Origin of the sequence: Lacrimispora sphenoides (assembly GCF_900105215.1) — a bacterium.
Taxonomy (GTDB): Bacteria; Bacillota; Clostridia; order Lachnospirales; family Lachnospiraceae; genus Lacrimispora; species Lacrimispora sphenoides_A.
Window position 1 is genome coordinate 1,664,658 of the sequence record NZ_FOIP01000002.1, and the last position, 24,878, is coordinate 1,689,535.

Here is a 24,878-nt window from a genome sequence, read left to right on the forward strand (position 1 = left end):
ATATGGTAAAATTGTATGACGGCGGAGCTTATCTTGTACATGGAACGGAACTGATTCCGGATCAGGAAGCAGAAAAAATTACTGCCCTTACAGGAAAAGCTGCAGATCAGGCTGAGGCAAAAAAGGGTACCATCGCCTATTCCATTTTAAAGAATCACAACACTTCGGATCATATGGATCATTTGAAGCTCCGTTTTGACTCCATGGCCTCCCACGACATTACATTTGTAGGAATTATCCAGACTGCCCGTGCATCAGGGCTTAAAGAATTTCCTATTCCATACATTATGACTAACTGTCATAACTCTTTATGCGCAGTTGGCGGTACCATTAACGAGGATGATCACGTATTCGGACTTTCCGCTGCTAAAAAATACGGCGGGATCTTTGTTCCGCCTCATATTGCGGTCATCCATCAGTACATGCGGGAAATGATGGCCGGCTGCGGACGCATGATCCTCGGATCTGACAGCCATACCCGCTATGGTGCCTTGGGAACCATGGCCATCGGAGAAGGCGGCGGGGAACTGGTAAAGCAGCTTCTTTGTGATACCTATGATGTGGCTTATCCCGGCGTTGTGGCCATTTATCTTACCGGAAGCCCTGCTCCATCCGTTGGCCCTCACGATGTGGCCCTGGCCATTATCGGGGCGGTCTTTAAAAGCGGCTATGTAAAGAACAAAATCATGGAATTCGTAGGACCCGGTGTTTCTTCTATGGATACGGACTATCGGAACGGTGTGGATGTTATGACAACGGAAACCACCTGCCTTTCCTCTATCTGGAGAACCGATGAGGATACAAAAGCCTATCTGGACCTTCATGGCCGGGGAGATGCCTACAAAGAATTGAATCCTGGAGAAGTTGCTTATTACGACGGAGTGGTTTATGTGGACTTAAGCACCATTAAGCCTATGATTGCACTGCCCTTCCACCCAAGCAATACCTATGAGATTGACGAATTAAATAATAACCTTGGAGACATTCTCCGCACTGTGGAACAAGAAGCAGAGCGCATTGTGGGAAGTTCCAAAGCAAACCTTTCCTTAACAGATAAGATCGTGGACGGAAAGCTGATGGTTCAGCAGGGAGTGATTGCAGGATGCGCCGGAGGCAATTACTCCAACGTTATGGCTGCGGCTAATATTCTGACCGGTAAAAACTGCGGTAATGACATCTTTAATTTATCTGTATACCCCTCCTCCCAGCCAGTTTATATGGATCTGGTGAAAAAGGGAGCCATCTCGGAACTGATGGCAGCCGGTGCAACTGTCCGGACGGCCTTCTGCGGCCCATGCTTTGGTGCAGGGGATACACCTTCCAACAACTCCTTAAGCATCCGCCACACCACAAGAAACTTCCCCAACCGGGAAGGCTCCAAACCAGGCAGCGGACAGATTTCCTGTGTCGCCCTCATGGATGCCCGCTCCATTGCTGCAACAGCGGCAAACGGCGGCTATCTCACATCTGCGGAAGGCTATGGAGAGGATTACCAGGTTCCTGCCTATGAATTCGATCCATCTTCCTATGAGAGACGGGTGTATCAGGGATTCGGAAAAGCTCAGCCTGAGGTATCCCTGATTTATGGTCCTAATATTAAGGACTGGCCGGCTATGAGTGCCTTAACGGATAACATCATATTACGGGTATGTTCAAAGATCATGGATCCGGTCACTACCACCGATGAACTGATCCCTTCCGGAGAAACCTCTTCCTACCGTTCCAACCCACTCGGACTTGCGGAATTTACCTTGTCCCGCCGCGATCCGGAATACGTGGAACGCTCAAAGAAAGTAAATGAGCTGGAGCGGGTAAGGAAAGCCGGTGCCTGTCCCTTAGAGGCTGACCGGTCACTGGAATCTGCATTTAAGGTCCTGGCCGCTTACTTAAACCAGCCGGAACTGAATGTAAGGGAAACAGAGATTGGAAGTATGATTTACGCAGTAAAGCCAGGTGATGGTTCTGCCCGTGAACAGGCAGCCAGCTGCCAGCGAGTGCTGGGCGGCTTAGCTAATATTGCAAAAGAGTATGCGACCAAACGCTACCGCTCCAATGTTATGAACTGGGGAATGCTTCCCTTCCTGCTTGAGGCAGAGCCGGATTTTGAAGTAGGGGATTTTATCTATGTACCTGGAATCCGCAAAGCTCTTGACGGAGATATGAACCACATTCCAGCTTACGTTGTGAAAAACGAAGAAGGAAATCCGATTCATGAGATAGAACTGCACATTGCTGATATGACCCCGGAAGAGCGGGAAATCGTAAAAGCTGGATGTCTGATTAATTATAATAGAAACAAAAACCAACAGCAGTAATATAAAATAATACCCCCGGACATGGAACTGGTATAAAAGCCAGATTCCAATCCGGGGGTTATGTTTTTTATTTTAAGATTTTTTCTGCCTGTGTATCATCAAGAGTCACATGATAAAACAGTTCATAGAAATCCTTTACTTCTTGTTTTATATCAGCGCTATATTGTTCGGGATATACAAGATTGCCCAGCCACAAAATCCCGATCATCCGGTTCACTGAAGGCGGACTGCTCATAAAGCTATATGGAACGGAAGGTATCTGATAAACCTTCCCCTCTTTTACAGCATTTAATTCTCCCCATACCTTATCTGTTGTTATGGTTTGGTACAGGGCTTCAGAATCTGCGATGATTACATCCGGCTGCCATAGAAGAAGCTGTTCAAAGGATACTTCGCTTCCACCGCCGCTTGATACCATTTCAACTTTAGCTGCATTCTCCGCTCCTATCTGCTCGATAACCCGGGCATGAATGGAACCCTCTGCATTGGTGTGAAGTCCATCATCTCCAACAGCGAAATAAACCGATTTCTTTTCTGACAGCTGTTCCCTGGCTGTTTCAGACTTTTTCAGTATGTTATTGCAATCGTCCGCCAGTTTCTTTGCCTGATCGGTATCTCCGGTAAGCTCTCCTAGCTTCTCATAAGCAGAACTCATGGTATCTAAATCTGCCTCTATAAAGATGACTGGCATATTTAGCTGCTCCTGAAGGGCATCCATATCCTCTTTTACGCTTTTTTTCGCTTCTCCGATATCAATGATTACATCAGGACTTTCTGCAATTAGAGCCTCCATGTTTAGATTTGCATTCTTCCCATAAAACTGGCCGAATTTAGGAAGTGACCAATATTTTTCGGCAATGTACTGCTTTGCACCTTCGGAAAAATCAGAAGCAAGTCCTGACAGCTTATCCGGACAAAGAGTGTAAAGCACGATCTGTGCCAAAGGCCCGGAAGGAGCAATCTTTTTTATTTCCTTTGGCAGTGTAACTTCCCTTCCTGCTGAATCCGTGAACACTCTGGCGTCTGATCGCGCCCCTGCTTCACCCGCTTTTTCTGTTTCTGCCTGCGTTTCTGTTTTTGCAGATGCAGTTGACTCTGCCTGACTGGCAGGAACCTCCTTACCGCTTCCTTTTTGGCAGCCATTTGCCAGTACTGCAGCAGCAAGGAATGCAGCCAGTACCAGACTTTTTCTCATTTTTTTCATATGATCCCCCTATTCCGCCGCTTTTGCGGCAATATTTATTATTTAGAAAGCCTTACCGGCAATCCGGAACGGATTACCGCCTTGTGCTCACCTTTTTTCACTAATTCCTCTGTAAGCTTTTTGTCCGTAATAAGAGTACCCGCTAACTCCCACACGCCAAAGTTAAAAAGATCAGGAGCGAGAGCCACACTGGGTCCCACTAATATAACTTTGGCATTCCGCGACAGCTCTAAAAGTCTTGGAAGGGTTTTATTTACCAGTGTAAATCCAGTGATAAAAACATAGTCTCTGTCTGAAAGTATATATTCACAGGCACTGTCCGGATAATCGCCTCCCATTGGATTGCGCTCCAGGATTACGCAGGATTTTGCTTCTTTTAAAAATTCCTCTGCAAAGCAGAAATGTCCGATGGTCGCCACCTTTTTTCCTTTGATATCCTCTCGATAGGCCACAAAAGCATCTTCCTTTGACAGCTGTCTGATTGCACCTTCCTTTTCCAGCCTGCTGATCCGGTCCGGTTGATTATAATAGGCATTTACCGCTGCCGCACCGATGCTTGCTTCGGTAAAATTCCATGATTTTATCAGCCCAGCCGCTTCCTTCCATGACATATCCAGTATATTTTTTTCAGTCCTCCTAATGGTCTGAAGCGGATTTGTCGCAGCCGCACCGGTATATCCGCAGACAGTCACTGAAGTCCACTGGATTCCTACAAAATAATCTTCTATCTTTACATCATCTGGTATTGGATCTATCAGACGGTCATACATTTCCCACATATCCATCACCTTCTCCCAGGCATACACACCTTTTTTCCGCTTTTTAAATCCTCATAGATCTCAATAGGCACCTGGTATACGCCTTCCAAAAGTTCTTTTGTAAGGATCTTGTCCGGCTCGCCGAAAGCCGCTATCTTTCCCTCCATCATCACCAGCGCCTTATGGGCAAAATAAAACACATGCTCCGGATTATGGGTGGATTGTACAATTAAATATCCCTTTTCTGACAGGGTCCGCAATTCCTCCATAACCCGGATCTGGTTGCCATAATCCAAGCTGGAACATGGTTCATCCATAACCAGTATTTTTGCCTCCTGGGCGATGGCTCTTGCAATCAGTACAAGCTGCTGTTCGCCGCCGCTGATCTGCCCAAATATACGGTCCTTTAGACCGGCAATCTTTAAAAGCTTCAGAGCATTCAATGCCCTTTCTTTTTCTTTCTGTCCCGGACTTGCAAAGCGGGGCAGCGAGGCCGTCGTTCCCATTAACACCATTTCCAGAACCGAAAAAGAGAATGCAGTATCATGGTTCTGGGGTATGTAGGCTATCCTTCCGGCCAATTCCCGTTCTGAGAAGTGCCGGCGTTCTGTTCCATCGATCAGAATCTCTCCATGATACCCCTTTAGCAGACCTAACATGCACCGAAAAAGCGTGCTCTTGCCTGCACCGTTTTTTCCAAGGACGCAGACCAGTTCTCCTTTATTGAATGAAAAATTGATCCCCTTTAATACCGGAAAACAATGATATCCGAATTCCAGATCTTTTACTGTCAGCTCCATACTTCCCCTCCTTTATAACCGGTTTCCTTCCCGCAAAATAAGATATAAAAAGAACGGAGCACCAATAAATGCAGTCAAAATTCCGATGGGGATCTCACTGGTGGCCAAAAGCCTTGCAAAATTATCCACGATCAGCAGAAAGCTGCCGCCCATAAGCAGTGAGGCCGGCAATAGCCTGCGGTAGTCGCTTCCTACCAGCATTCTGGCAAAATGCGGGATTACCAGCCCTACCCAGCCGATATGTCCGCTTACTGAAACTGCTGCTGAGGTAATTAAAGTTGCGCTGACTACAATGATAAAACGGAGCTTCTTAGCATTGATCCCCATGCTCTTCGCTTCATCTTCCCCAAGACTTAAAACATTGATCCGCCACCGAAGAAGGTAAATTGGAAGGATTCCTATGAGGATCCATGGTGCAGCAAATATAACGTCTTTTTGCCGGATGGATGCCAGGCTTCCCATAAGCCAATAGGTAATGACAGGAAGGGTGTTGGTCGGATCCGCCACCAGTTTTAAAAAAGAGACCGCTGCGGAAGCAAGAGAGCTCACCATCATGCCGGACAACACCAGTCCCAGCACAGGATTATACTTTACCCGGCTGCTGATAAGGCAGACAATCCCTACTGCGCCAAGACCAAAAAGAAAGGCGTTTATTGTTACTCCGTTATAACCGAATGAAAAAAACAATCCCAGAGCAGCACCTAATCCCGCACCAGAAGATGCACCAAGAACATCCGGTGATACCATGGGATTTTTAAAGATCCCCTGATAAGCGGCGCCTGCACAGGACAATCCTCCCCCAATTAATGCAGCCATAAAAACTCTTGGCAGGCGGACCTGGAAAACAACCGTCTCTGCCTGGGCCGGCCAAGTGGATTTTATAGGAAAAATCGACGAGAGAAGGATCTTTAAGAGCGTGTCCGGGTATACCGGGTACCGTCCAAGCAAAAAGGAGCCAAAAAAACAGACAATAAATAAGAGCACGATGATTCCTAAACGTCTTTTATAGATCCAGTCCCTTTCTACCATGGGTTTCCTTTCCTTCCTTTTCCGTACATTCTCTCAAAAATTCCATAATTTCCGTCTGAATGTATTCTCTTTTTTTGCGTTCAAACGTAAGAATTCGTCCACTTGACCGTTTTACAAGCTTTTCTTCCAAATCCCGAAGAAACTTGTCCGGGTCCGGCTCTGTGGGAACTCTGGTTCTCATGGCCTCAAGGTTTTTATGGCTTTTTAAAACTCCGATGCAGGGCACCTGGCTATCAATGCAGCCAAGAACCTCTTCCATAAATTCCGGTACAAAAAGTTCTATCCCTCCTATTTCATCCAAAAGGAAGAGTTCTTTATGAGCGGAAGAACGCAGAATTTTTATCCCATCGGTTTTAAAGAACTGAAGATTTTTTTGAAATCCATGTTCAGTCCGCTCAATAAAAATATTTGTCATTCCTTTTTTATAGGCTGTTGCCGGAATCCATTCTTCCTCTGCCGGAACCATACGAAATCCCATGGTCATCCCATCTTCATTTAGCAAACGTTGGGAATAAAATCCTCCAACCTTTGGGTACCAAGGCTTTAAGCATTCAAAAAGCAGGGTTGTCTTTCCTTCTCCGGAATCACCTTTTAGAAATAAGAATCTCCCCATTATTTTTTTCGCCCTTCCCGCAGGACCCTTATAGCAATTAATTCTCCTGCCACGCTGATGGCAATTTCAGCGGGTGTTTCTGCGTAGATTTCTAAGCCGATGGGGCTGTGACAGCTGTCGATTTGTTCTCTGGTAACGCCATCTGCCATAAGCTTTTCAGCCAACGTTTCCAGTTTCCTTCGGCTGCCAATCACACCGACATAGCAGGCATTTTTTGTAAGGACCTGTCTCTGAACAACGTAATCCGATTGATGTCCTCTGGTCATAACGCATACATAATCACATTCCCTTAATTCAAGGGAGTCAAAAATCCTTTCATAATCCCCCACAATGGTCCTCTCTGCCTGGGGAAATAGTTTTTCATTGGCAAACTCCGGCCGGTCATCAAAAACAGTACACCGGAATCCTACATGAGCCAGAACCGGCACCAATTCCTGTGCCACATGTCCGCCTCCGAAAATATAGACGCAGCCAGCCCGGACCAGAGGCTCGCTGTAATACTTACGTTCACCAAAGTTTTTTTGAACCGCCTTATGTTGAAGAAGGATTTTTCTATCTTCTTCATCAATTCCATGTATTCCTGATAATCCCGCTGATTTGCTGTAGATGCCCAGCCCCCATGTGGTTTCGTTGGTAATATCCATAAGCAGCCAGCTGTCTTCATCCTTGTTATAGGCTTCTTCTATCTTCCTGCACAAGTCCATAAATTCCTGATTTTCATGATCCAGATACTGGAAGTAAACCACTACATCACCACCGCAGATCATACCCAGATCAGCTACCTGCTCCTTACCAAGTACAAAGCTGTGCATATAGGAGGTCTTTTCCTCAATCGCTTTCTGTGAACGCTGTATGGACCGGTATTCCACCGCTCCGCCTCCGATGGTTCCTTCGGTGGTTCCATCCCGCCTTACCAGCATATGGGATCCTGCACCTCTGGGAGTGGATCCAGAACTTGCAATAATGGTTACCAAAACCCCATCTTCGCCTTTTTCCAGTGTTTCTAAAACTGTTTTGAACAGCTTTCTCATTTTAATACCCCCTCAAAATATTTTATAAACAATTCTTCAGTTTTTTCATTTAATTCTTTTTCCATGCTTAAGAACCGGTTTAGAAAATCCTTTGTTTTAGGTGTAAGTTGGGAAAATCCTCCCTCCGCTCCGCCCGACCGGGTGATCAAAAGAGGATACCCAAGCTGCTTTTCTGCCTCTTTTATGATTTTCCAACCTTTGCTGTAAGACATGTTCATCTGCCGGCAAGCCGTCTGCATGGACCCGTTATGCTCAATCAGCATCAAAAACTGGGCAATCCCCGGCCCAAAAAAGATCTCGTCGCATTCCAGAAACAGATTTGCAGTGGGGTGCATGGAAGCCCGTCCCGTATCATAGTTTTCTGCATCATCCGCTTCCGTTTCCATGGACTCTATGATTCCCTTATTATCAACTGGGATTTCATCAATTAAGACATCTATTTCCGTCTGCTTGAAAGCTCCCCACAACCCTTGTCTACCATCGTATGACAGGAGGGCAGGAATCAGCTCCCTGCTGATCATTATCGGATGGCCTCTACGGCCGTCAAAGACCGGACAAGCAGCCAGCCGGCTACTGTTCATAACTTTTTTAATGGTTTCCGGCAACAGCATAGGGAATTTTACCGGAAGAATAAGAACCCGGTCGCACAAATCCTCAATGTAATTAAGGCCTGTACAGATGCTGTCAAACATCTGAGTGCTTTCATAATTTTCATTTCTGAGGCAGATCACTCTCAGCTTGGAAATGTGTTTTTCCAATTCCTTTGCATCTTTTCCGGTTATGACCACGACCGGATCTACACCAGACCTTTTGAGCGTCATGATTATCCGTCTAATAACGGTGGTGCCTCCAATGGGCATCAATGGTTTAAATGTACTGGTGGCACATTTATGCCCCGCCGCGAAAATGACTGCACCTATCTTCATATCGGATCCCGCCTTTCCGTTATATTTTCAAAAATACAACGGCCTTATTTATTATAATCCTTTTTCCAGAATTTGTAAACCCGATAAAAAGTAAAAAACAAAAGGCCCCCGGATTGAAAGTTAATCAAAACATCAATTAAATTTCAATCCGGGGACCTTACATCAATCACCGATCATGTTACGGATTTTTACCGGTGTCCGGTAATTCCATGTGGAAATTTTAATACCGCTTCGTCTGCTGGCCGCATGGACGATCTGTCCGTTACCGATATACATGGACACATGGTTAATGGTCCCTTTGCTGTCTGCATAATAGATCAGATCCCCAGGCCTCATTTCGCCGGATTTTACTGCCTTACCCATACCGGCCTGAGAGCCGGAATAATGAGGCAGTCCAATGCCAAAATGAGCATAAACTGACATGGTAAACCCAGAGCAGTCGGCCCCCTTCGTGAGGCTGGTTCCGCCCCATACATAAGGATTTCCCAAAAACTGCAGGGCATAATTGACGATCTGGGTCCTAAATGATGCCTGGGCATTGGCTTTTTCCTCTAAAGGAGAGAATTTGATTGCCTCAGGAAGAGCATACCGGACATCAACGTAATCTGTGGATACATAGGCGCTGCTGTTTTCCTCCAGCTCGATCTGTATCCAGCCGTCAATCTGCTTTAAAACCGGATACCGCTCGTTATTGGATATCTGTGTCCATATCTTTGATTCAGTGGAAGGCTCGGTCCTGGCGTTTAACATATCCGTGTTGACGATGGCCATCAACTCTGCAACCTGCAAAGCCTCATCCTTTGCCGCCTGTCCTGTCAGGATATAATCAGACTTCACATAGCCGGTAATGTTACCGGACTGAATCTTATACCAGCCATCCGTCGTCTCTAAAATATTTCCTGCGGCTTTGCTTGGCATCTTTGCAATAACCTTGCCGTTTTCATTCGGCTCTTCTCTTACATTCAAATAATTATCCACGTCGGAAATACCGATGTTCTTATAGAGATTGAATATCATGGCCTTTAGATCCAGTTTTCTGGCTTCATTCAGTCCATATTCCATTTTAACGTAATCCGCGGATAAATACCCGGCCGGGATCTGTATCCAGCCCTCAGTCTGTCCTAAGACCTCATACCGCTCATTGGAAAGCGCCTGGCCTACCACATCTGAACTGGTGGAGGGTTCCTTCCTGATGTTCATGCTATCGGTCTGAACGATAGCTCTTAACTTCACCAGATCCATTGCTTTCTTTTTTGCGTCTTCCCCAGTTAAAACAAATTCGGAATTTATATATCCTTCAATCCCGCCGGAAGATATTTTGCACCAGCCAGATTCCGTATTCTCCAGGATATCGCAGGCACTGTCTCCCTGGAGTTTTCCGATTACATCCTCCTCGGTTCCCGGCGCTTTTCTCACGTTTAAGTATCCTGATACCTGAATGATCCCTAAATTCTTATAGGAATTTACAACCTTTTCTTTTTCGTCCTTTTCCTTTGCTGCCTGAGCTTCAGACTCGGCTTCTGCATTTATGCCTGCTGATTCCTCCAGCTTTATTGCTGTGGCCTCGGATCCTGTTGCAAGCCCTGCAGGTTTTGCAGAGAGGTGATTCTTCACCGCCATCCCCACTGCGGAAATAACTGCTACACAGAGAACCACTGTACCTCCCATTGCCAAAAGTTTCTTATAATCATTCTTACTGCGTTTTTTTCTTGCCTTATCCAAACGAATTATATAATCTTTTTTCTCGTTGTTATTTTCCATCCTGTACTTTCTCTCCATATTCCTGTTTTCTAGCGGAAAGCCAATTCAGACTAAAAGTCTATCTGCCTAAGTATAGCATAAAATGTCATTATTTGCGATATAACTACAACAAAAAATTATTAAGATTATGTTACATATATTAAGAAAGATACATCCGGAAAAGGCAGATTTGAATCATAAGCCTCCAGGCACGAGAACAAAAAACAGGACAGGAAACCCTATAAAAGGTTCCATGTCCTGTTTTTTCAACGGCTATTTCGCCAGAATCATTCTGTCATTTGAAAATTCCTCACCGCTTGCCTCTTCGAATTTCTTAAGAAGGTCCTCAACTTCCAGCTTCTTTTTTTCTTCCCCTGACACATCATATATGATGCGTCCTTCATGCATCATGACAAGCCTGTTGCCGATCTGGATCGCATCCTTCATGTTATGAGTGATCATAAGAGTCGTGAGATTTTGCTCTTTCACAATCTCCTGTGTAATTTCCAGAACCTTTTTAGCAGTTTTGGGGTCAAGCGCAGCGGTATGCTCATCAAGAAGAAGCAGTTTTGGCTTTTTTAAGGTCGCCATCAACAAGGTAAGCGCCTGTCTCTGGCCTCCGGAAAGAAGCCCGACCTTATTGGTCATACGGTCCTGAAGTCCAAGACCCAGTTTTTTTATCGCCTCATGGTAAAAAGCCTTTTCGCTGGTCTTAATTCCCCAGGCAAGGCCTCTTCCCTGCCCCCGCCGATAAGCCAAAGCCATATTTTCCTGTATTTCCATTCCGGCGGCAGTTCCCAGCATAGGATCCTGGAATACCCTTCCGATATATTTAGCTCTTTTATACTCCGGGTCCCTGGAAATATTAATCTCATCAATCTGGATCTTACCGGAATCAATCGGGTACACTCCTGCTATCATGTTTAACATTGTGGATTTCCCTGCTCCATTACCGCCGATCACCGTAACAAAGTCACCCTCATTCAGATGGAGGTCAATGCCATTCAATGCCTTTTTTTCATTGATGGTGTTCCTATTAAATGTTTTTCTGACATTCTTAATATCCAGCACGGTTATTCTCCTCCTTCTGTATAAGATTTCCTGATGCGCCATTTATTCACCATGACTGGCACGCAAAGCGCCACTGCAACGATTGCAGCCGACAAAAGCTTCATATCATTGGCATCCATACCCATTCTTAAAACCATGGCACGGATCACGAAATATATGACAGAACCCACGACTGCAGAGATAAGCTTACTTGCAAAGGAACGAAGTTTTCCCATCAGCACATCACCAATTACAATAGCCGCAAGGCCAATGACTATCGCACCGGTGCCCATACCGATATCCGCGTATTTCTGGCTTTGACAGACCAGTCCTCCGGAAAGTCCTACAAGTCCGTTGCTGATGGTGAGGGCTAAAAGCTTTGTCCAGTTTGTATTGACGCCCTGAGCGCGTATCATTGCCTGATTATTCCCTGTAGCACGCATGGCACTGCCGATTTCTGTTCCAAAGAACCAGTAAAGAAAGAAAATCATTACGATTGCCAGGCCGATTCCGATGATCATTGCGGCGGCCTGCTTGCTTAACCCGGTTACCGCTATGAATTTAGACATAATTGTATCAGTCTTTAAAAGCGGTACATTACTCTTTCCACCCATAATCCGGAGATTTATGGACCAAAGACCGATCTGTGTCAGGATTCCTGCCAGTATCGCCGGTATTTCAAAGATCGTATGCAACAACCCTGTCACTGCCCCGGCTGCCATCCCGGCCACTGCCGCAATCCCTAAGGCAATCCAGGGATCAACGTTAAAATTAAGTATCATAACGGCGCAAACACAGCCGCCCATGGCAAAGCTTCCATCTACCGTCAAATCGGCAATGTCCAATAGTTTGTAGGTAATGTAAACTCCTAAAACCATAATCCCCCATAAAACCCCCTGAACAACTGCATCCTGAAGGGATACCAACAAACCACTCATCAATCATTCCTCCGCGTATTTTCTCGTTTCATATTTCCTGCAATGCCCAAAGGGCTTTCATAGACATAAATGCCTTACATAAAGAATGAAAGCCCATCCTTTATGTAAAGCATCTATGGCCGGCAGGCGGACCCTTCAAACAGGTCCCGCCTGCCGCTCATTTTTTAAACCGCTTATTTAAGGCTGGAAATATCAATTCCCAGGGTCTTTGCTGTTTCCTCATTGACAGTCAGCTTACACTTATCCAAAGGAAGGTATTCAATCGGCATCTTGGAGATATCCGCACCCTCTGTCAGGATCTTTACTGCCTGCTGTCCGGTTAAGTAACCCAGTTCATAATAATCAATGCCATATGTAGCAAGACCGCCGGCATTTACCATACCTTCTTCTCCGCAGATTACCGGAATACCGTTTTCATTCGCTACCATGCTCACGGTTGCCATACCTGCTGCAATGGTATTATCGGTAGGAGTATAGAGTGCATCTACTTTGCCTACCATGGAGGTAACAACCGTCTGGATCTCGTTGGAGTTGGAAACGGTGTACTCTACCGCTGTCATGCCTTCCGCTTCAATTGCATCTTTTGCCATCTTAGCCTGGATTTCAGAGTTGGATTCTGCGGAGCAGAAAAGAATTCCCACGGTTTTTGCATCAGGGAGAATCTTTTTTAAGAGAGCTATCTGCTCTTTCACAGGAGTTAAATCAGAGGTGCCGCTTACGTTTCCTCCTGGGTTATCGTTGCTCTCAACCAGATCAGATGATGCCGGATCAGTGACCGCTGTCAACAGAATCGGGATATCGCTTGTGGCTCCTGCCACAGCCTGAGCCGCCGGTGTTGCGATCGCGAGGATCAAATCGTCGTTGTCATTAACCAGCTTGCTGGCAATGGTCTGGCACGTAGGCTGGTCACCGGAGGCGTTCTGCTGGTCAACGGTATAGTTAAGACCTGCATCATCAAGCGCCTGGATAAAGCCTTTATTGGATGCATCTAAGGCTGCATGCTGTACAAGCTGGAGAACCCCGATTTTATACTGCTTTCCATCTGCTGTCTTTTCTCCTGTGGATTCTGCTGCTTCACTTGTTTTTTCTGCTGCAGTCGTGGTTTCCGGAGCTGAGGTCGCCGTGTCTGGTGCTTTGCTGCCGCATGCCGTTAAGGACAACATCATTGCGCCGGCAAGGACCAATGATAAAACATTTGCTGATTTCTTCATAATCTTCTCTCCTCTTCCTTCCAAAATTTCGTCCTTTTTGGAACTTAATTCGTATCATACTACAAAAAAGATTAGCCGTCAATTTTATTGCTTTAAATTTATGCGTTTTTAATGTGCTAAAGTACATTTTTGTAAAAAATGACGAAAGCTGGTCCCACATTTCCCGCTTTATTCATTAAAAAAACCGGAGAATCTATGTTCTCCGGTTTTTTTTAATTGGCAAGAAATCCTTTTCCTATTATCTCGCTGGAATTAGATATCAGTATAAACGCTGTTGGTTCCACAGTACGTATATAATTTTTTAGCTTAAGTGCCTGTGAACGCTTCATGGTCGTCAGGATGACTGTCTTTTTATGATGACTGAACGCGCCCTGTGCCTCATAAACCGTGGCACTCCGGTTAAGTCCATGAATGATATAATCACAGATGGGCCCCGGATCATCACAAATGATGCTGAAACACTTGCACAGATTAATGTTTTCGATGACATCGCCAATCACAAGGGATTTGGCTAATAAACCAAGGGAAGAGAATAACCCTGTCTCCGGTCCAAATACAAAGTAGGCCAGAATGACTCCTGTCACATCCACCAGCAAAAGCACGGTTCCAATATTAAGGCTGGTGTACCGTTTCAGAATCATGGCGATAATATCCGTTCCCCCGCTGGAAGCTCCGGTGTTAAAAAGGAGCGCAGAACCTACGCTTGGCAAAAGTATCGCAAAGATCAGTTCCAAAAGTGGTTCCCTGGTAAGAGGCCTTGTAATCGGATACAGCCGTTCCAAAAAGTAAAGAAATAGGGACATCATGAGGGTGGCATAAACCGTTTTAATCCCAAAGCTCCGTCCCAGGAAGAGAAAGCCAGCCACCAGTAAAACTGTATTCACAATGGTTGTGAACTCACTGGCCGACCAATGGGTTAATGCACTGATAACCGTCGCAAACCCTGTGACACCTCCGAATGCAAAATTATTGGGGAATTTGAAGAAATAAATCCCCACTACCATAATCCAGATGCTGAACGTGATCAGTCCATACTCTGCAAGCGTTCTCAGTGTTTTGTTTTCTATCTGCTTCATGACTGTTTGTCTATCTCCCTCCGGCTCCTTTAAGCCGGTTCTGTACGTTTTTGAGTGAATTTATAGTTTCCTTTCACTCCCACTCGACTATACCTCAAAGGGGCGGTAATTACAAACACAATTCCATCTGATATTCTCACAGTCTTTCTATTGTGAACAAGGAGTAAATCCGACACTGGCAAGGAACCGTCCAAACCCATTCCGTCCCTGCTCATCGCATTTGTATACGCCGGAATCCTCCAGAACCCGTTCAAATACCAGGCCAACTTCCTTCTTTAAAATTTCATCCACATTTTCTTTTGTCACTTCTTCATATTTTCCAAGGAAAGCCTCCGCCCAATCTGCATGCTTTTCAATGGCTTCTTCATCTCTTATGCTTTTCCCTTCCACAATGCACTGAGCCAGCAGGTTCAGCTCTACCTTCAGCCTGGAAGGCAGGACAGCCAATCCCATGACTTCAATTAAGCCGATATTCTCTTTCTTGATATGATGTAGCTCCTGATGAGGGTGGTAAACTCCAAGAGGGAATTCTTCTGTGGTGATATTATTTCTTAAGACCAGATCAAGTTCGTATACACCATCCCGCATTCTGGCAATAGGGGTGATGGTGTTGTGAGGCTCTCCGTCTGTTTCTGCAAAAATAAAGGCTTCCTCGTCCGTATAAGCCCTCCAGGCATCAAGAATCTTAGTTCCAAGGGCGATTAGGTCCTCCGGATTTTTGCTTCTGGTGCGCAGTACGGACATCGGCCATTTCACGATTCCGGCTTCCACTCCCTCAAAGCCTTCCAACTGGAAACAACTCTCCATGGGGGCCTTTGCCATGGCAAAATCATAATTTCCTCCCTGAAAGTGGTCATGGGACAGGATGGATCCTCCTACAATGGGAAGATCTGCATTGGAACCAAGGAAGTAGTGAGGAAACATTTTGACAAAATCAAACAATTTTACAAAGGTATCTCTCTCTATCTTCATGGGAATATGCTTTCCGTTGAAAACGATACAGTGCTCGTTATAATAAACATAGGGGGAATACTGAAAGCCCCACTCACTGTTATTGATTTCAAGACGGATGATTCTGTGGTTATTTCTGGCCGGATGATTGGTCCTTCCGGCATAGCCCTCATTTTCCATACAAAGCTGGCATTTGGGATAACCGCCTTGTTTTGCAAGCTTTGCTGCGGCAATCGCCTTTGGATCCTTCTCAGGCTTTGATAAATTCACCGTAATATCCAGGTCACCGTATTTGGTAGGGGTCACCCACCGCATATCCTTTTTAATCCGGTACCGCCTGATATAATCGGAATCCTGGCTTAGTTTATAATAATATCCGGTTGCAGCCTCAGGCGACTGGCCCTGATACAGCTCCCAGAATGTTTTTTCTATTTCGCTAGGTCTTGGCATCAGACAATTCATCAGTTTTGTATCAAACAAATCCCGGTATGTAACACTGTCTTCTTCTATGATTCCGGCCTGGCATGCATAATCAAGTAATTCCTGCAAAACAGCTTCCAGATCAATATCTTCCGGTACTCCATCAGACTCCTCATACTCGTCCATCATCATTACATCAAGGATTTGGTTAAGGGCATAATACCGGTCCGCTTCTCCGATCAAGCCTGTGTTCCGTCCATATTGTACCAGTTTCTTAATTGCCTCGTAAATCATTGTGATGTTCCTCCTGGTTTTTTTTATCCTAATATACCTATCCCATTATACATTTCCAAAAGCGGCAAAACAATATCCTATATTTTGTTTTTATTGCATTTTTTTAATAAAATTACTGATCCGGCTTATAATCATGCCGCCCAGGATCCCTATGATAAGTCCGGCTGCTGTACCGGCGATCAAAAGAAAGGGTAGATAAAAGAATACTCCGGCCTGTTTGACCACAAGGGCAGCCACGCAAACCTGTCCGATGTTATGCCCCACGCCTCCAAGAATACTGATTCCCGTTGTGCCCATCCAGTTTTTTCTCTTGCAAAGAACCATTAGAAGCAGGCTTAAGCTCCAGCCTCCCAGGCTGTAGAGCATGGCAAACAAGTTTCCAAAGGTAAATCCGGTGAGAACGATCCGCAAAAGTGAAATGACAACCGTTCCGCCTGTCCCAACCGTATAGAGCCCCACAACCGTGACCAGATTGGCAAGCCCCAGCTTTACACCCGGTATTCCAAGGGAAATGGGAATCAGGGTTTCTACAAAGCTGAGAACAAACGCCAGTGCAATCAGCATTCCGTACAACGCTGCCACATGTGCTGAATTTTTTACTTTCATAAGAGCTCTCCTTTTTCCTGCATTCAGCATTTATCTTATCACACTTTGACATTTATGTAAAAGAAAATCCCGGAGAGCATCCTCATTATTATGAAAGTGCTCTCCGGGATTGGAACTAATCTGTTCTTTTATCACCCCAGAAAAATAATGCCACAGTACCCGGTCCGGTATGGGAGCCGATGACTGCTCCAATGCTGTTTAACAGTACCTTTCCGGAAAGCTTTTGGAAGCGTTCCTCCACCAGGACCGCTACCTCCCTGGCATCATTTTCACAGGCGGAATAAGAAAGAAAGCATTTGCCGCTGTAATCTCTCCCGCCCTTTGCATGGGCTTCCATTGTGTTTATAATCTCCTGGATGGCCTTTTTCTTGGTACGGATCTTCTGCCTTGGAATCAGATGTCCTGTGTTGTCAATGCTCATGAGAGGGCAGATATTAAGCACCGTGCCAAGCATTGCGGATGTGGCTGAAATCCTGCCTCCCCGCTTAAAACTGGTCAAATCTGTGGAGAAAAACCAGTGATGCACGAACAATTTATTATTCTCCGTCCATTCGGTGGCCTCTTCCAGGGAGACCCCTTTATCCCTTAAGTCTGCCACTGAATCGGTCAGAAGACCATAGCCGGAAGAAGCGCCCAGGGAGTCCACAATGACGATCTTTCTATCCGGATATCTGGAACTCATTTCCTCTCTGGCTACGCATGCAGAATTGTAGGTTCCTGAAATACCGGAGGAAAGAGTGAGATGCAATATATCTTTGCCTTCCTTTAAAAATGGTTCAAAAAAATCACAATATTCTTCCACATTTACCTGGGAAGTCACTGGGGTCGCACCTTTGGCGATCCGGTCATAAAACTCAGGAAAGGGAATGCTCTGCCCTAAGTCATCCGGATAGGTAACGCCATCCATTGTATAGTGAAAACACACATAGGGAATATGGCGCTGCTCAAAAAATTCCTTCTTCATATCTACCGTAGAACAGCAGGTTAAAATAAAACTTCCCATATCTGCACACCTCCTATCATTTACTGAATCAATATTATCATATTTTCTCTTGAATTGGAATCTTTACCATAAATTCCGTTCCCATATCAAGCTCCGACCGAACGGTAATGGTCCCATGATAGAAATTTACAATGTGTTTTACAATGGATAGTCCAAGGCCTGTTCCGCCCTGTTTTTTGCTCCGTCCTTTGTCTACCCGGTAAAAGCGTTCAAAGATACGGCTTAAGGATTCTTTTGGAATACCCATTCCATTATCCTTCACACGGATTATTACATTGCGGTCCTCTTCTGTCACCGTGACCCAAACTTCGCCGCCCGGCTTATTGTATTTTACTGCATTGCTTATGAGATTTCCAAATAGTTCCTTCATTTGCTGTCCATTGGCGTAAATACAAAGTGGTTTGCAATCCACATGGACAGTGACTTCATGGGATGCAGCCAGTGGCTTTAAAGATTCGACGATGTCGCCTACAAGAATGGACAGGCGCACATCATTTTTTAATACCTCTGCTTCTTTAGCCTCAAGCCGGGAGATCATAAGGATGTCATTGATGAGATGATTCATGTTGACCGCTTCCTTTTTGATGCGTCTTATGAAATCCATCTTTTGTTCTTCATCCTGAATGATCCCGCTTTCTAAAAGCTCCGCATAGCCCTGAACCGATGTGATTGGGGTTTTTAACTCATGGGAAGCATTACTGAAAAATTCCTGGCGAATTTGCTTTTCAAGCTCAATCTGGTTTAAATATTCTTTTACGTTCTTAGACATTTCCGTTGTCGTTTCCGCAATAATATTAATTTCCGGATACTGGTATTTTTCAAAAGATAGGTCTGTATAGTCCCCGTTTACTTTTAACATCTCCTGAGAAATTTCTTTTAACGGCTTTGTAATGGATTTTGAAAAGCTGTCCGCCGAAAACGCGGAATACATAATGGCCATCAGAAAGCTGAGCCAGATCGAAGGTAATAGAAGCATCAGGTATTCTTTCATGCCGGAATAGGGAATTGCCATACGAAGAATATAATCCGCCCGTGAGGAGCGGATCGCCACATAAAGCATATTTACCTTAAGGGTCTTGGAATAGCGTCTGGCTGTGCCCGTTCCCTCCACAAGAGCCTCCTTCACTTCTTCCCTGTCCAGATGATTATCCAGGGAAGCGGCCGGTACATTCCCAGTATCGGCCACAATACTTCCATCCATGCGTATAATTGTAAAACGGCTCTCATTCTCACTGAGTACCTGCTTTAAATCCCCTATTTCACCGGCAAGATTACTGGAATAATCCAGAATCTCATCCATAGCTCTTAAGGTGTATGTCATGTCTTTTCTGGAATTTTTAAGCAATGCGCTGCTGGAAGCAATATAAAATACAGAACTGCTTAGTATCAGCACTACCAGAATGATCTGGATAAATTTTTTAAAGATCACGCTTCTCATAGATTCCCTCATTCTGCGGATATAGCCAGACGATTGATTGTCCTACTCTTCCGTCTTAATAAAACGATAGCCTACGCCGCGGATTGTCTTGATGCAGGAACCCCCGTTTTCTCCCAGCTTTTGCCGGAGCGTACGGATATGCATGTCCAGAGTCCTGGTCTCTCCATCGTAATCATACCCCCAGATGTGGTTTAAAAGCTCATCTCTGGTAACGACCTTATTATGGTTCTCCATTAAATACTGCAAAAGCTCAAACTCTTTTAACGTCAGTTCAACCTTAACGCCGTCACAATAGACCTCTCTTGTTTTTTTATTTAAACTTAAGCAATATTGATTCAATTCGTTTGCGTTCGCCTCTCCCCTGGTGCTCCGCCGCAAAAGGCTCCGGATTCTGGCTGCCAGTTCCATGACTCCAAATGGCTTTGTCATGTAGTCGTCTGCTCCGCCGTCAAGTCCTGCCACCTTATCAAACTCCCTGTCTTTTGCGGTAAGAATAAGAATGGGAATATCTTTCAAAGACTCATTTTTCCGAATCCTGCGAATGGCTGTCAGTCCGTCCATACCAGGAAGCATCAGATCAAACACAGCCAGTGCCGGTTTATCTGATTCAATATGCCTTAAGGCATCTTCCGCCATCTCAAAAGCGGATACTTCATAGCCAAAACCTTCCAGGGCAATTTTAATTAAGTCCCTGATATTGTCATCGTCTTCAATTACATAGATACGTTCCATACATTCTCCTTTCTTATTTCCCGCCCACGCTTTCTGTTACATTTCATCCCTCACGTAACCGGCGATATTATGGGCATGGTCTGAAATACGTTCCAGATTGCTCAGTGCATCCAAAAAGATAATTCCATTTTCCGGTTTACATGTCTGAGCGGATAAACGTTCGATATGACGTTCTCTTAATTCCTCCTCCAGGCTGTCCACACGTTCTTCGCTCTGAATCACTGCGCGGACCTCTGACATGTCTCCAGTCTCCCTGGCTTTTATGGCATGCTCCAAAGAGGAACGAACTTCCTTGAGCATTTCCTTGATTTCATTTTCTGCACCATTTGAAAAAATTATGTTCCGGTTGTATTTTTCTATTGCCAGCTCAGATAAGTTCTCACAATGATCGCTGACCCGCTCAAAGTCACTGATTGTATAAAATAAGTTTTTAACCAGAAGATGCTGCTCCTCATTTAAGGACTGGTTATTAAGTTTTATCAGATAATCTGTGAGTATCTTTTCATAATCATTGATTTTCTGTTCCATTTTTTCCACCAGCTTTGCCTCTGCTTTGTTGTTGCCAAGAAGAGCCGCCGCCGCAAGATCTAAGTTTTCCATGGCAGCATATCCCATACTCACAACTTCATGATTCACATTCTCGATAGCAAAGGAAGGGGTTTCTAAAATTCTTTCATCTAGATGACGTTTCATCTGGGTATCAGAATCAACCGGTGATTCTTTCTGATCTTCCCGTACAAGCAGACCGGAAGCCTTTACCAAAAGCCCGGCAAATGGGAATAAAATGATGGTATTGCTCACATTAAATATCGTATGGAAGATGGATATTCCCACACTGCTGATTCGTGATGCTGCGAAAACCGGATTCAGTTTAAACACGACAAACATGACGCATCCGAAAATGACAGCACCCACCACATTAAAAAGAAGATGAATGACAGCGGCACGCTTTGCGGTTTTATTAGCTCCAACGCTGGAAAGCAGGGCAGTAACACAGGTACCGATATTTTGCCCTAAAGTGATAAATATCGCTGACTGCCAGTTTACGATACCATTGAGAGCCAGTGTCTGCAAAATTCCTACAGATGCTGAGGAGCTTTGAATGATACCGGTAACAACAAGGCCTGCCAAAATTCCAAGAAAAGGGTTTCTTCCTAAAACAGAAAAGGCCTGGCTGAAAATTGGTGCGTTCCGGTAAGGCGTAATGGAGTCAGACATAAAGGAAAGTCCTATAAACAGCACACCAAAGCCTACCAGAATTTCTCCAACCTGTTTTTTCTTCCCGCTTCCGGTAAAAAGGCTTAAAACAGCGCCCACGCCTACCAGTGCCGGAGCAAAAAACTCGGGTTTCATCATCTCTCCCCATTCACTCATGGATACGATCCAGCTGGTGACAGTTGTTCCGATGTTAGCACCCATAATAATACCAACGGCCTGCTGCAGATTGATGATCCCGGCATTTACAAAGCCTACCACCATGACTGTGGTGGCCGAGCTGCTCTGAATGATGGCGGTAATTCCAGTTCCCAAAAGCACACCCATGAGCCGGTTGCTGGTAAGGACTCCTAAAAGCTGCTGCATTTTGTGGCCTGCTGATTTTTGCAGCCCATCGGCCATAGCATCCATTCCATAAAGGAACATTCCCAGTCCCCCAATGAATTTAAATAGCATTTGTAAATCTGCGATTGACATAGCATCCTCCGTTTTTCATGATAATACATTTTTGTAAATACTATATCAAAACTATGTAAAGTAAAATGCACATAAATGTAAAATTTATGTAAATTTTTGTCTTAATGTAAAATTTCTTTGTAGACACGAAGGACGTTTCCATAAAAAACTGCCTCAATTTCGCTTTCCGAAAATCCCTCTTTTTTCATATAAACTTCCAATAGGGGTAAGTCTTCCGGAGATTTCATTTCTAAATTTCCCCCGATGCCGTCAAAATCTGATCCAAGCCCAATACACTGGATGCCTCCCACCTTTTTCATATGCTTCATATGTAAAACCATATCTTCCACCCGGCTTAAGGCTCCTTCCCCCTTCTTCCAGTCATGAAGAAAATCAGCGCAATAATTGATTCCGGTCACGCCGCCTCGTTCGGAAAGCTTTCTAATCATATCGTCCGTTAAGTTTCTGGGATTGGAGGCAATGGTTCTTGCATTGGAATGGCTGGCTACAAATGGTTTTTCCGTATACTTGAACATATCTTCTATCCCCGCATCTGACAAATGGGAGACATCGATAACCATTCCCAGCCGTTCCATCTCCTGAACAAATTCGATTCCCTTTTCCGTAAGCCCATGCTCCATCTCCGGCTCAAAAAAGGCCTCTCCGTTTTCCTCCCAGATCCGGTTGGGATGCCCCAGCTCATTTTTATAGTTCCATGTAAGAGTGGCCATCCGAACTCCCAGACGGTAAAAATTTCTTAAGAATGCCAGTTCTCCCTGGCAGACGCCTCCCTCTTCTATGGTAAGCATGGCAGACATCTTCCCATTCTTCCGGTTTTCTTCAATATCCTTGTAGCCTTTTACAATACCAATGATATCCTCATATTGTTCCAGCTCCGTGTAAAAGAGGTCAACAAGCTTCATACAATATTCAAACGGATGCTCCTGCCTGGCGAGATTTGTATACAAAGCAAAGTTCTGTAAGCAATAATCACCTTTTTTCATTCGCTCCAAGTCAATATGACAGTCATTTTTTAAGATAGAAAAGACCTTTCCCTCTTCCCTCCGGTAAAAAAGCTCTGAAATGGTATCACAATGCATATCAACAACTTTCATAAATTCTTCCCTTTCTCATAATTCAAAGTATTTACTCTACGCAAAAGGAGCAGCCCAAAAATGAGCTACTCCTTTGGTAACTATGCAAATAGTATCACCAATATGATATATTTGCAAGAAAATGTTCGGTTTATTATTCGCTTCGCAGAGCATCAATGGGATTTAAATCAGCAGCCCTTCTGGCAGGCATATAGCCAAACAAAAGGCCGATCCCTACGGATACGCTGAAGGAAACCATGACGGCACCGGACGTTGGTGTGGCATTCATTCCCATGGCAGAACCAATGATGGTAGTTGCCACGGAGCCCACCAGGATACCCACAACCCCGCCAAGAGAGCTGGTAACTGCGGCCTCTATTACAAACTGCTGCATGATGTTACGTTTTTTTGCCCCCAGCGCCTTCCTGATTCCGATTTCTCTGGTACGCTCCGTTACGGACACCAGCATGATATTCATAACTCCAACTCCGGCAACTAAAAGGGAGATTCCGGCGATTCCGCCAAGCATCATGGACATCATGGACATCATGGAATTTAGGGAGTTTAATAGCTCACTCATAGCATTAATCCGGTACAGGTCCTCATCTTTGAAAATCCCATAAAGAAAGGTATTGATGGCCTCTTTGGCCTCTGTAGAATGGTCCATGTCGGCGGTGGCAAAGACATAGCTGTTTATGTCTGCAGTGTTGTTCAACTTGGCGGCACTGCTGTAGGGAAGGTACAAAACGTCGTCTGAACCGCCGTCCTTAAGCTCATCCTCATCCTGTCTGGATACCACACCAACGATCTGATAGGCATAACCGTTTATTTTTATGGTCTGGCCAATGGCTTTTTCTGCTCCTCCATATAATTCCCAGGCCACATAATACCCTGCAACACAAACTTTTTGCCTGGATATGACATCGGAATATTGGAGGAACCGCCCTGAATCCAGGGTCTGATCCTTCATCTCCAGATATTCCTCGCTGACACCGGATACCGAAGTATTGGTCAGGGATTCCGTACCGTTTTTTAAGGTAGAGGACAAGGAAACCTTTGGCGTCATCTGAGAAAAAAGATTTTTGTTGTCTTCATAAAATTGATACATCTGATCCACGGTTACGGACCTGGATGAAAGATTGGTTACGTTCACATTAATCTGGTTGGTACCCATGCTGGTAAACTGTTCCGTCATATAGGACATTTGTCCGTTTACAAGACTCACCAGAATGATGACCGATGCCACGCCGATAATGATTCCAAGCATGGTGAGAAAGGATCGCATCTTATTGCCCCAGATGCTCTTTAAAGCCATTTTAAAGGATTGCAGAATATTCATTTACGTCTCCATCGAAATTAATCTTACCATCGTGTACCCGGATCACCCGCCTGGCTTCCTTTGCAATGGCGCTGTCATGGGTGATCATAACGATGGTATTCCCTTCATCGTTCAGCTTTTTTAAGAAATTAAGGACTTCCCGGCTGGTTTTTGAATCCAGAGCCCCCGTAGGCTCATCGGCCAGAATCAGGGAGGGATCTCCTGCCAGCGCCCTTGCAATGGAAACCCTCTGCTGCTGGCCTCCGGAAAGCTGGTTGGGGAAATTTTTCCACTTTTCCGCCAGGCCAACCCGTTCCAGAGAGGCCATGGCGCGTTTGTTACGTTCATTGGTTCCTGCCCCTGCATATAATAGGGGCAGTTCCACATTTTCAAGAAGATTCAGTCTGGGAAGCAGATTGTACTGCTGGAAGATAAAGCCAATCATCTTATTCCGTATCCCAGCCAGCTGGTTATCCGACATCCTGCCCACATCCTCACCGCCCAGAAGATATTCTCCTGACGTGGGGACATCCAGTGCGCCTATAATATTCATGAGCGTGGATTTTCCGCTTCCCGACTTTCCTACAATAGCCACGAACTCCCCGTGGCAAATGGTTAAGGATACGCCGTTGTTTGCACGGACCTCCTCCTCTCCCATCT

The 24,878-nt window shown here is 45.1% G+C and carries 22 protein-coding genes; 1 reads left to right on the top strand and 21 read right to left on the bottom strand.

Features of this window, described 5'->3' with window-relative positions; translation table 11 throughout:
- Positions 1-2 precede the first annotated feature (2 nt).
- On the top strand, positions 3-2,315 hold the full coding sequence (locus BMW45_RS24440; RefSeq protein ID WP_092250077.1) for a hydratase: 2,313 nt from the start codon (positions 3-5) through the stop codon (positions 2,313-2,315).
- Positions 2,316-2,382: 67 nt separating this feature from the next.
- Here BMW45_RS24440 and BMW45_RS24445 read toward each other — a convergent pair whose 3' ends face one another.
- The 21 genes from BMW45_RS24445 to BMW45_RS24545 all read right to left on the bottom strand — a co-directional run bounded on the left by BMW45_RS24445 (position 2,383) and on the right by BMW45_RS24545 (position 24,876).
- Positions 2,383-3,519, bottom strand: coding sequence for an ABC transporter substrate-binding protein (locus tag BMW45_RS24445; protein ID WP_092250080.1), 1,137 nt, complete (start codon positions 3,517-3,519; stop codon positions 2,383-2,385).
- A 38-nt stretch (positions 3,520-3,557) separates the two neighbouring features.
- Positions 3,558-4,304 (bottom strand): Rossmann-like domain-containing protein, encoded by a 747-nt coding sequence (locus BMW45_RS24450; protein WP_092250083.1) that lies wholly within the window; start codon positions 4,302-4,304, stop codon positions 3,558-3,560.
- Positions 4,304-5,077, bottom strand: a complete 774-nt coding sequence (locus BMW45_RS24455; protein WP_092250086.1) for an ABC transporter ATP-binding protein — start codon at positions 5,075-5,077, stop codon at positions 4,304-4,306. Before BMW45_RS24455 ends, BMW45_RS24450 begins: the two co-directional genes overlap by 1 nt.
- 12 nt (positions 5,078-5,089) lie before the next feature.
- Positions 5,090-6,106, bottom strand: a complete 1,017-nt coding sequence (locus BMW45_RS24460; RefSeq protein ID WP_092250090.1) for a FecCD family ABC transporter permease — start codon at positions 6,104-6,106, stop codon at positions 5,090-5,092.
- The gene (locus tag BMW45_RS24465) at positions 6,081-6,719 is read right to left on the bottom strand and encodes a nucleoside-triphosphatase (RefSeq protein ID WP_092250093.1); all 639 of its coding nucleotides are present in this window, start codon (positions 6,717-6,719) and stop codon (positions 6,081-6,083) included. The genes BMW45_RS24460 and BMW45_RS24465 overlap by 26 nt, the downstream gene beginning before the upstream one ends.
- On the bottom strand, positions 6,719-7,750 hold the full coding sequence (locus BMW45_RS24470; protein WP_092250097.1) for an XdhC family protein: 1,032 nt from the start codon (positions 7,748-7,750) through the stop codon (positions 6,719-6,721). Before BMW45_RS24470 ends, BMW45_RS24465 begins: the two co-directional genes overlap by 1 nt.
- Positions 7,747-8,676, bottom strand: coding sequence for an NTP transferase domain-containing protein (locus BMW45_RS24475; protein ID WP_092250100.1), 930 nt, complete (start codon positions 8,674-8,676; stop codon positions 7,747-7,749). Before BMW45_RS24475 ends, BMW45_RS24470 begins: the two co-directional genes overlap by 4 nt.
- A 162-nt stretch (positions 8,677-8,838) precedes the next feature.
- Entirely contained in the window at positions 8,839-10,437 is a 1,599-nt protein-coding gene (locus BMW45_RS24480; protein WP_242883221.1) for a C40 family peptidase, read from the bottom strand.
- 252 nt (positions 10,438-10,689) lie between these two features.
- Positions 10,690-11,487, bottom strand: coding sequence for an ABC transporter ATP-binding protein (locus tag BMW45_RS24485; RefSeq protein ID WP_092250106.1), 798 nt, complete (start codon positions 11,485-11,487; stop codon positions 10,690-10,692).
- A gap of 2 nt (positions 11,488-11,489) precedes the next feature.
- Positions 11,490-12,404 (bottom strand): ABC transporter permease, encoded by a 915-nt coding sequence (locus BMW45_RS24490; protein ID WP_092250109.1) that lies wholly within the window; start codon positions 12,402-12,404, stop codon positions 11,490-11,492.
- Positions 12,405-12,577: 173 nt separating this feature from the next.
- A complete protein-coding gene (locus BMW45_RS24495; protein ID WP_092250112.1) occupies positions 12,578-13,615 on the bottom strand; it encodes an ABC transporter substrate-binding protein in 1,038 nt (345 codons plus the stop codon).
- 212 nt (positions 13,616-13,827) lie between these two features.
- On the bottom strand, positions 13,828-14,691 hold the full coding sequence (locus BMW45_RS24500; RefSeq protein ID WP_025233246.1) for a YitT family protein: 864 nt from the start codon (positions 14,689-14,691) through the stop codon (positions 13,828-13,830).
- 147 nt (positions 14,692-14,838) lie between these two features.
- Entirely contained in the window at positions 14,839-16,356 is a 1,518-nt protein-coding gene (galT, locus tag BMW45_RS24505; RefSeq protein WP_092250115.1) for a UDP-glucose--hexose-1-phosphate uridylyltransferase, read from the bottom strand.
- A gap of 90 nt (positions 16,357-16,446) precedes the next feature.
- A complete protein-coding gene (locus tag BMW45_RS24510) occupies positions 16,447-16,962 on the bottom strand; it encodes a Gx transporter family protein (RefSeq protein WP_025233248.1) in 516 nt (171 codons plus the stop codon).
- Between the two features lie 115 nt (positions 16,963-17,077).
- Positions 17,078-17,965 carry a DegV family protein gene (locus tag BMW45_RS24515; protein WP_092250119.1) on the bottom strand — a complete coding sequence of 296 codons (888 nt, stop codon included), beginning with the start codon at positions 17,963-17,965 and terminating at the stop codon, positions 17,078-17,080.
- Positions 17,966-18,002: 37 nt separating this feature from the next.
- Complete coding sequence (locus tag BMW45_RS24520; protein WP_092250122.1) at positions 18,003-19,403, bottom strand: sensor histidine kinase; 1,401 nt, start codon at positions 19,401-19,403, stop codon at positions 18,003-18,005.
- A gap of 42 nt (positions 19,404-19,445) precedes the next feature.
- Entirely contained in the window at positions 19,446-20,135 is a 690-nt protein-coding gene (locus tag BMW45_RS24525) for a response regulator transcription factor (protein WP_025233251.1), read from the bottom strand.
- Positions 20,136-20,171: 36 nt separating this feature from the next.
- The gene (locus BMW45_RS24530) at positions 20,172-21,827 is read right to left on the bottom strand and encodes a Na/Pi cotransporter family protein (protein ID WP_092250125.1); all 1,656 of its coding nucleotides are present in this window, start codon (positions 21,825-21,827) and stop codon (positions 20,172-20,174) included.
- Between the two features lie 101 nt (positions 21,828-21,928).
- Positions 21,929-22,921 (bottom strand): dipeptidase, encoded by a 993-nt coding sequence (locus BMW45_RS24535; protein ID WP_092250129.1) that lies wholly within the window; start codon positions 22,919-22,921, stop codon positions 21,929-21,931.
- A gap of 133 nt (positions 22,922-23,054) precedes the next feature.
- A complete protein-coding gene (locus BMW45_RS24540) occupies positions 23,055-24,233 on the bottom strand; it encodes an ABC transporter permease (protein WP_166433498.1) in 1,179 nt (392 codons plus the stop codon).
- Positions 24,217-24,876, bottom strand: coding sequence for an ABC transporter ATP-binding protein (locus BMW45_RS24545; protein ID WP_085961668.1), 660 nt, complete (start codon positions 24,874-24,876; stop codon positions 24,217-24,219). The genes BMW45_RS24540 and BMW45_RS24545 overlap by 17 nt, the downstream gene beginning before the upstream one ends.
- Positions 24,877-24,878 lie beyond the last annotated feature (2 nt).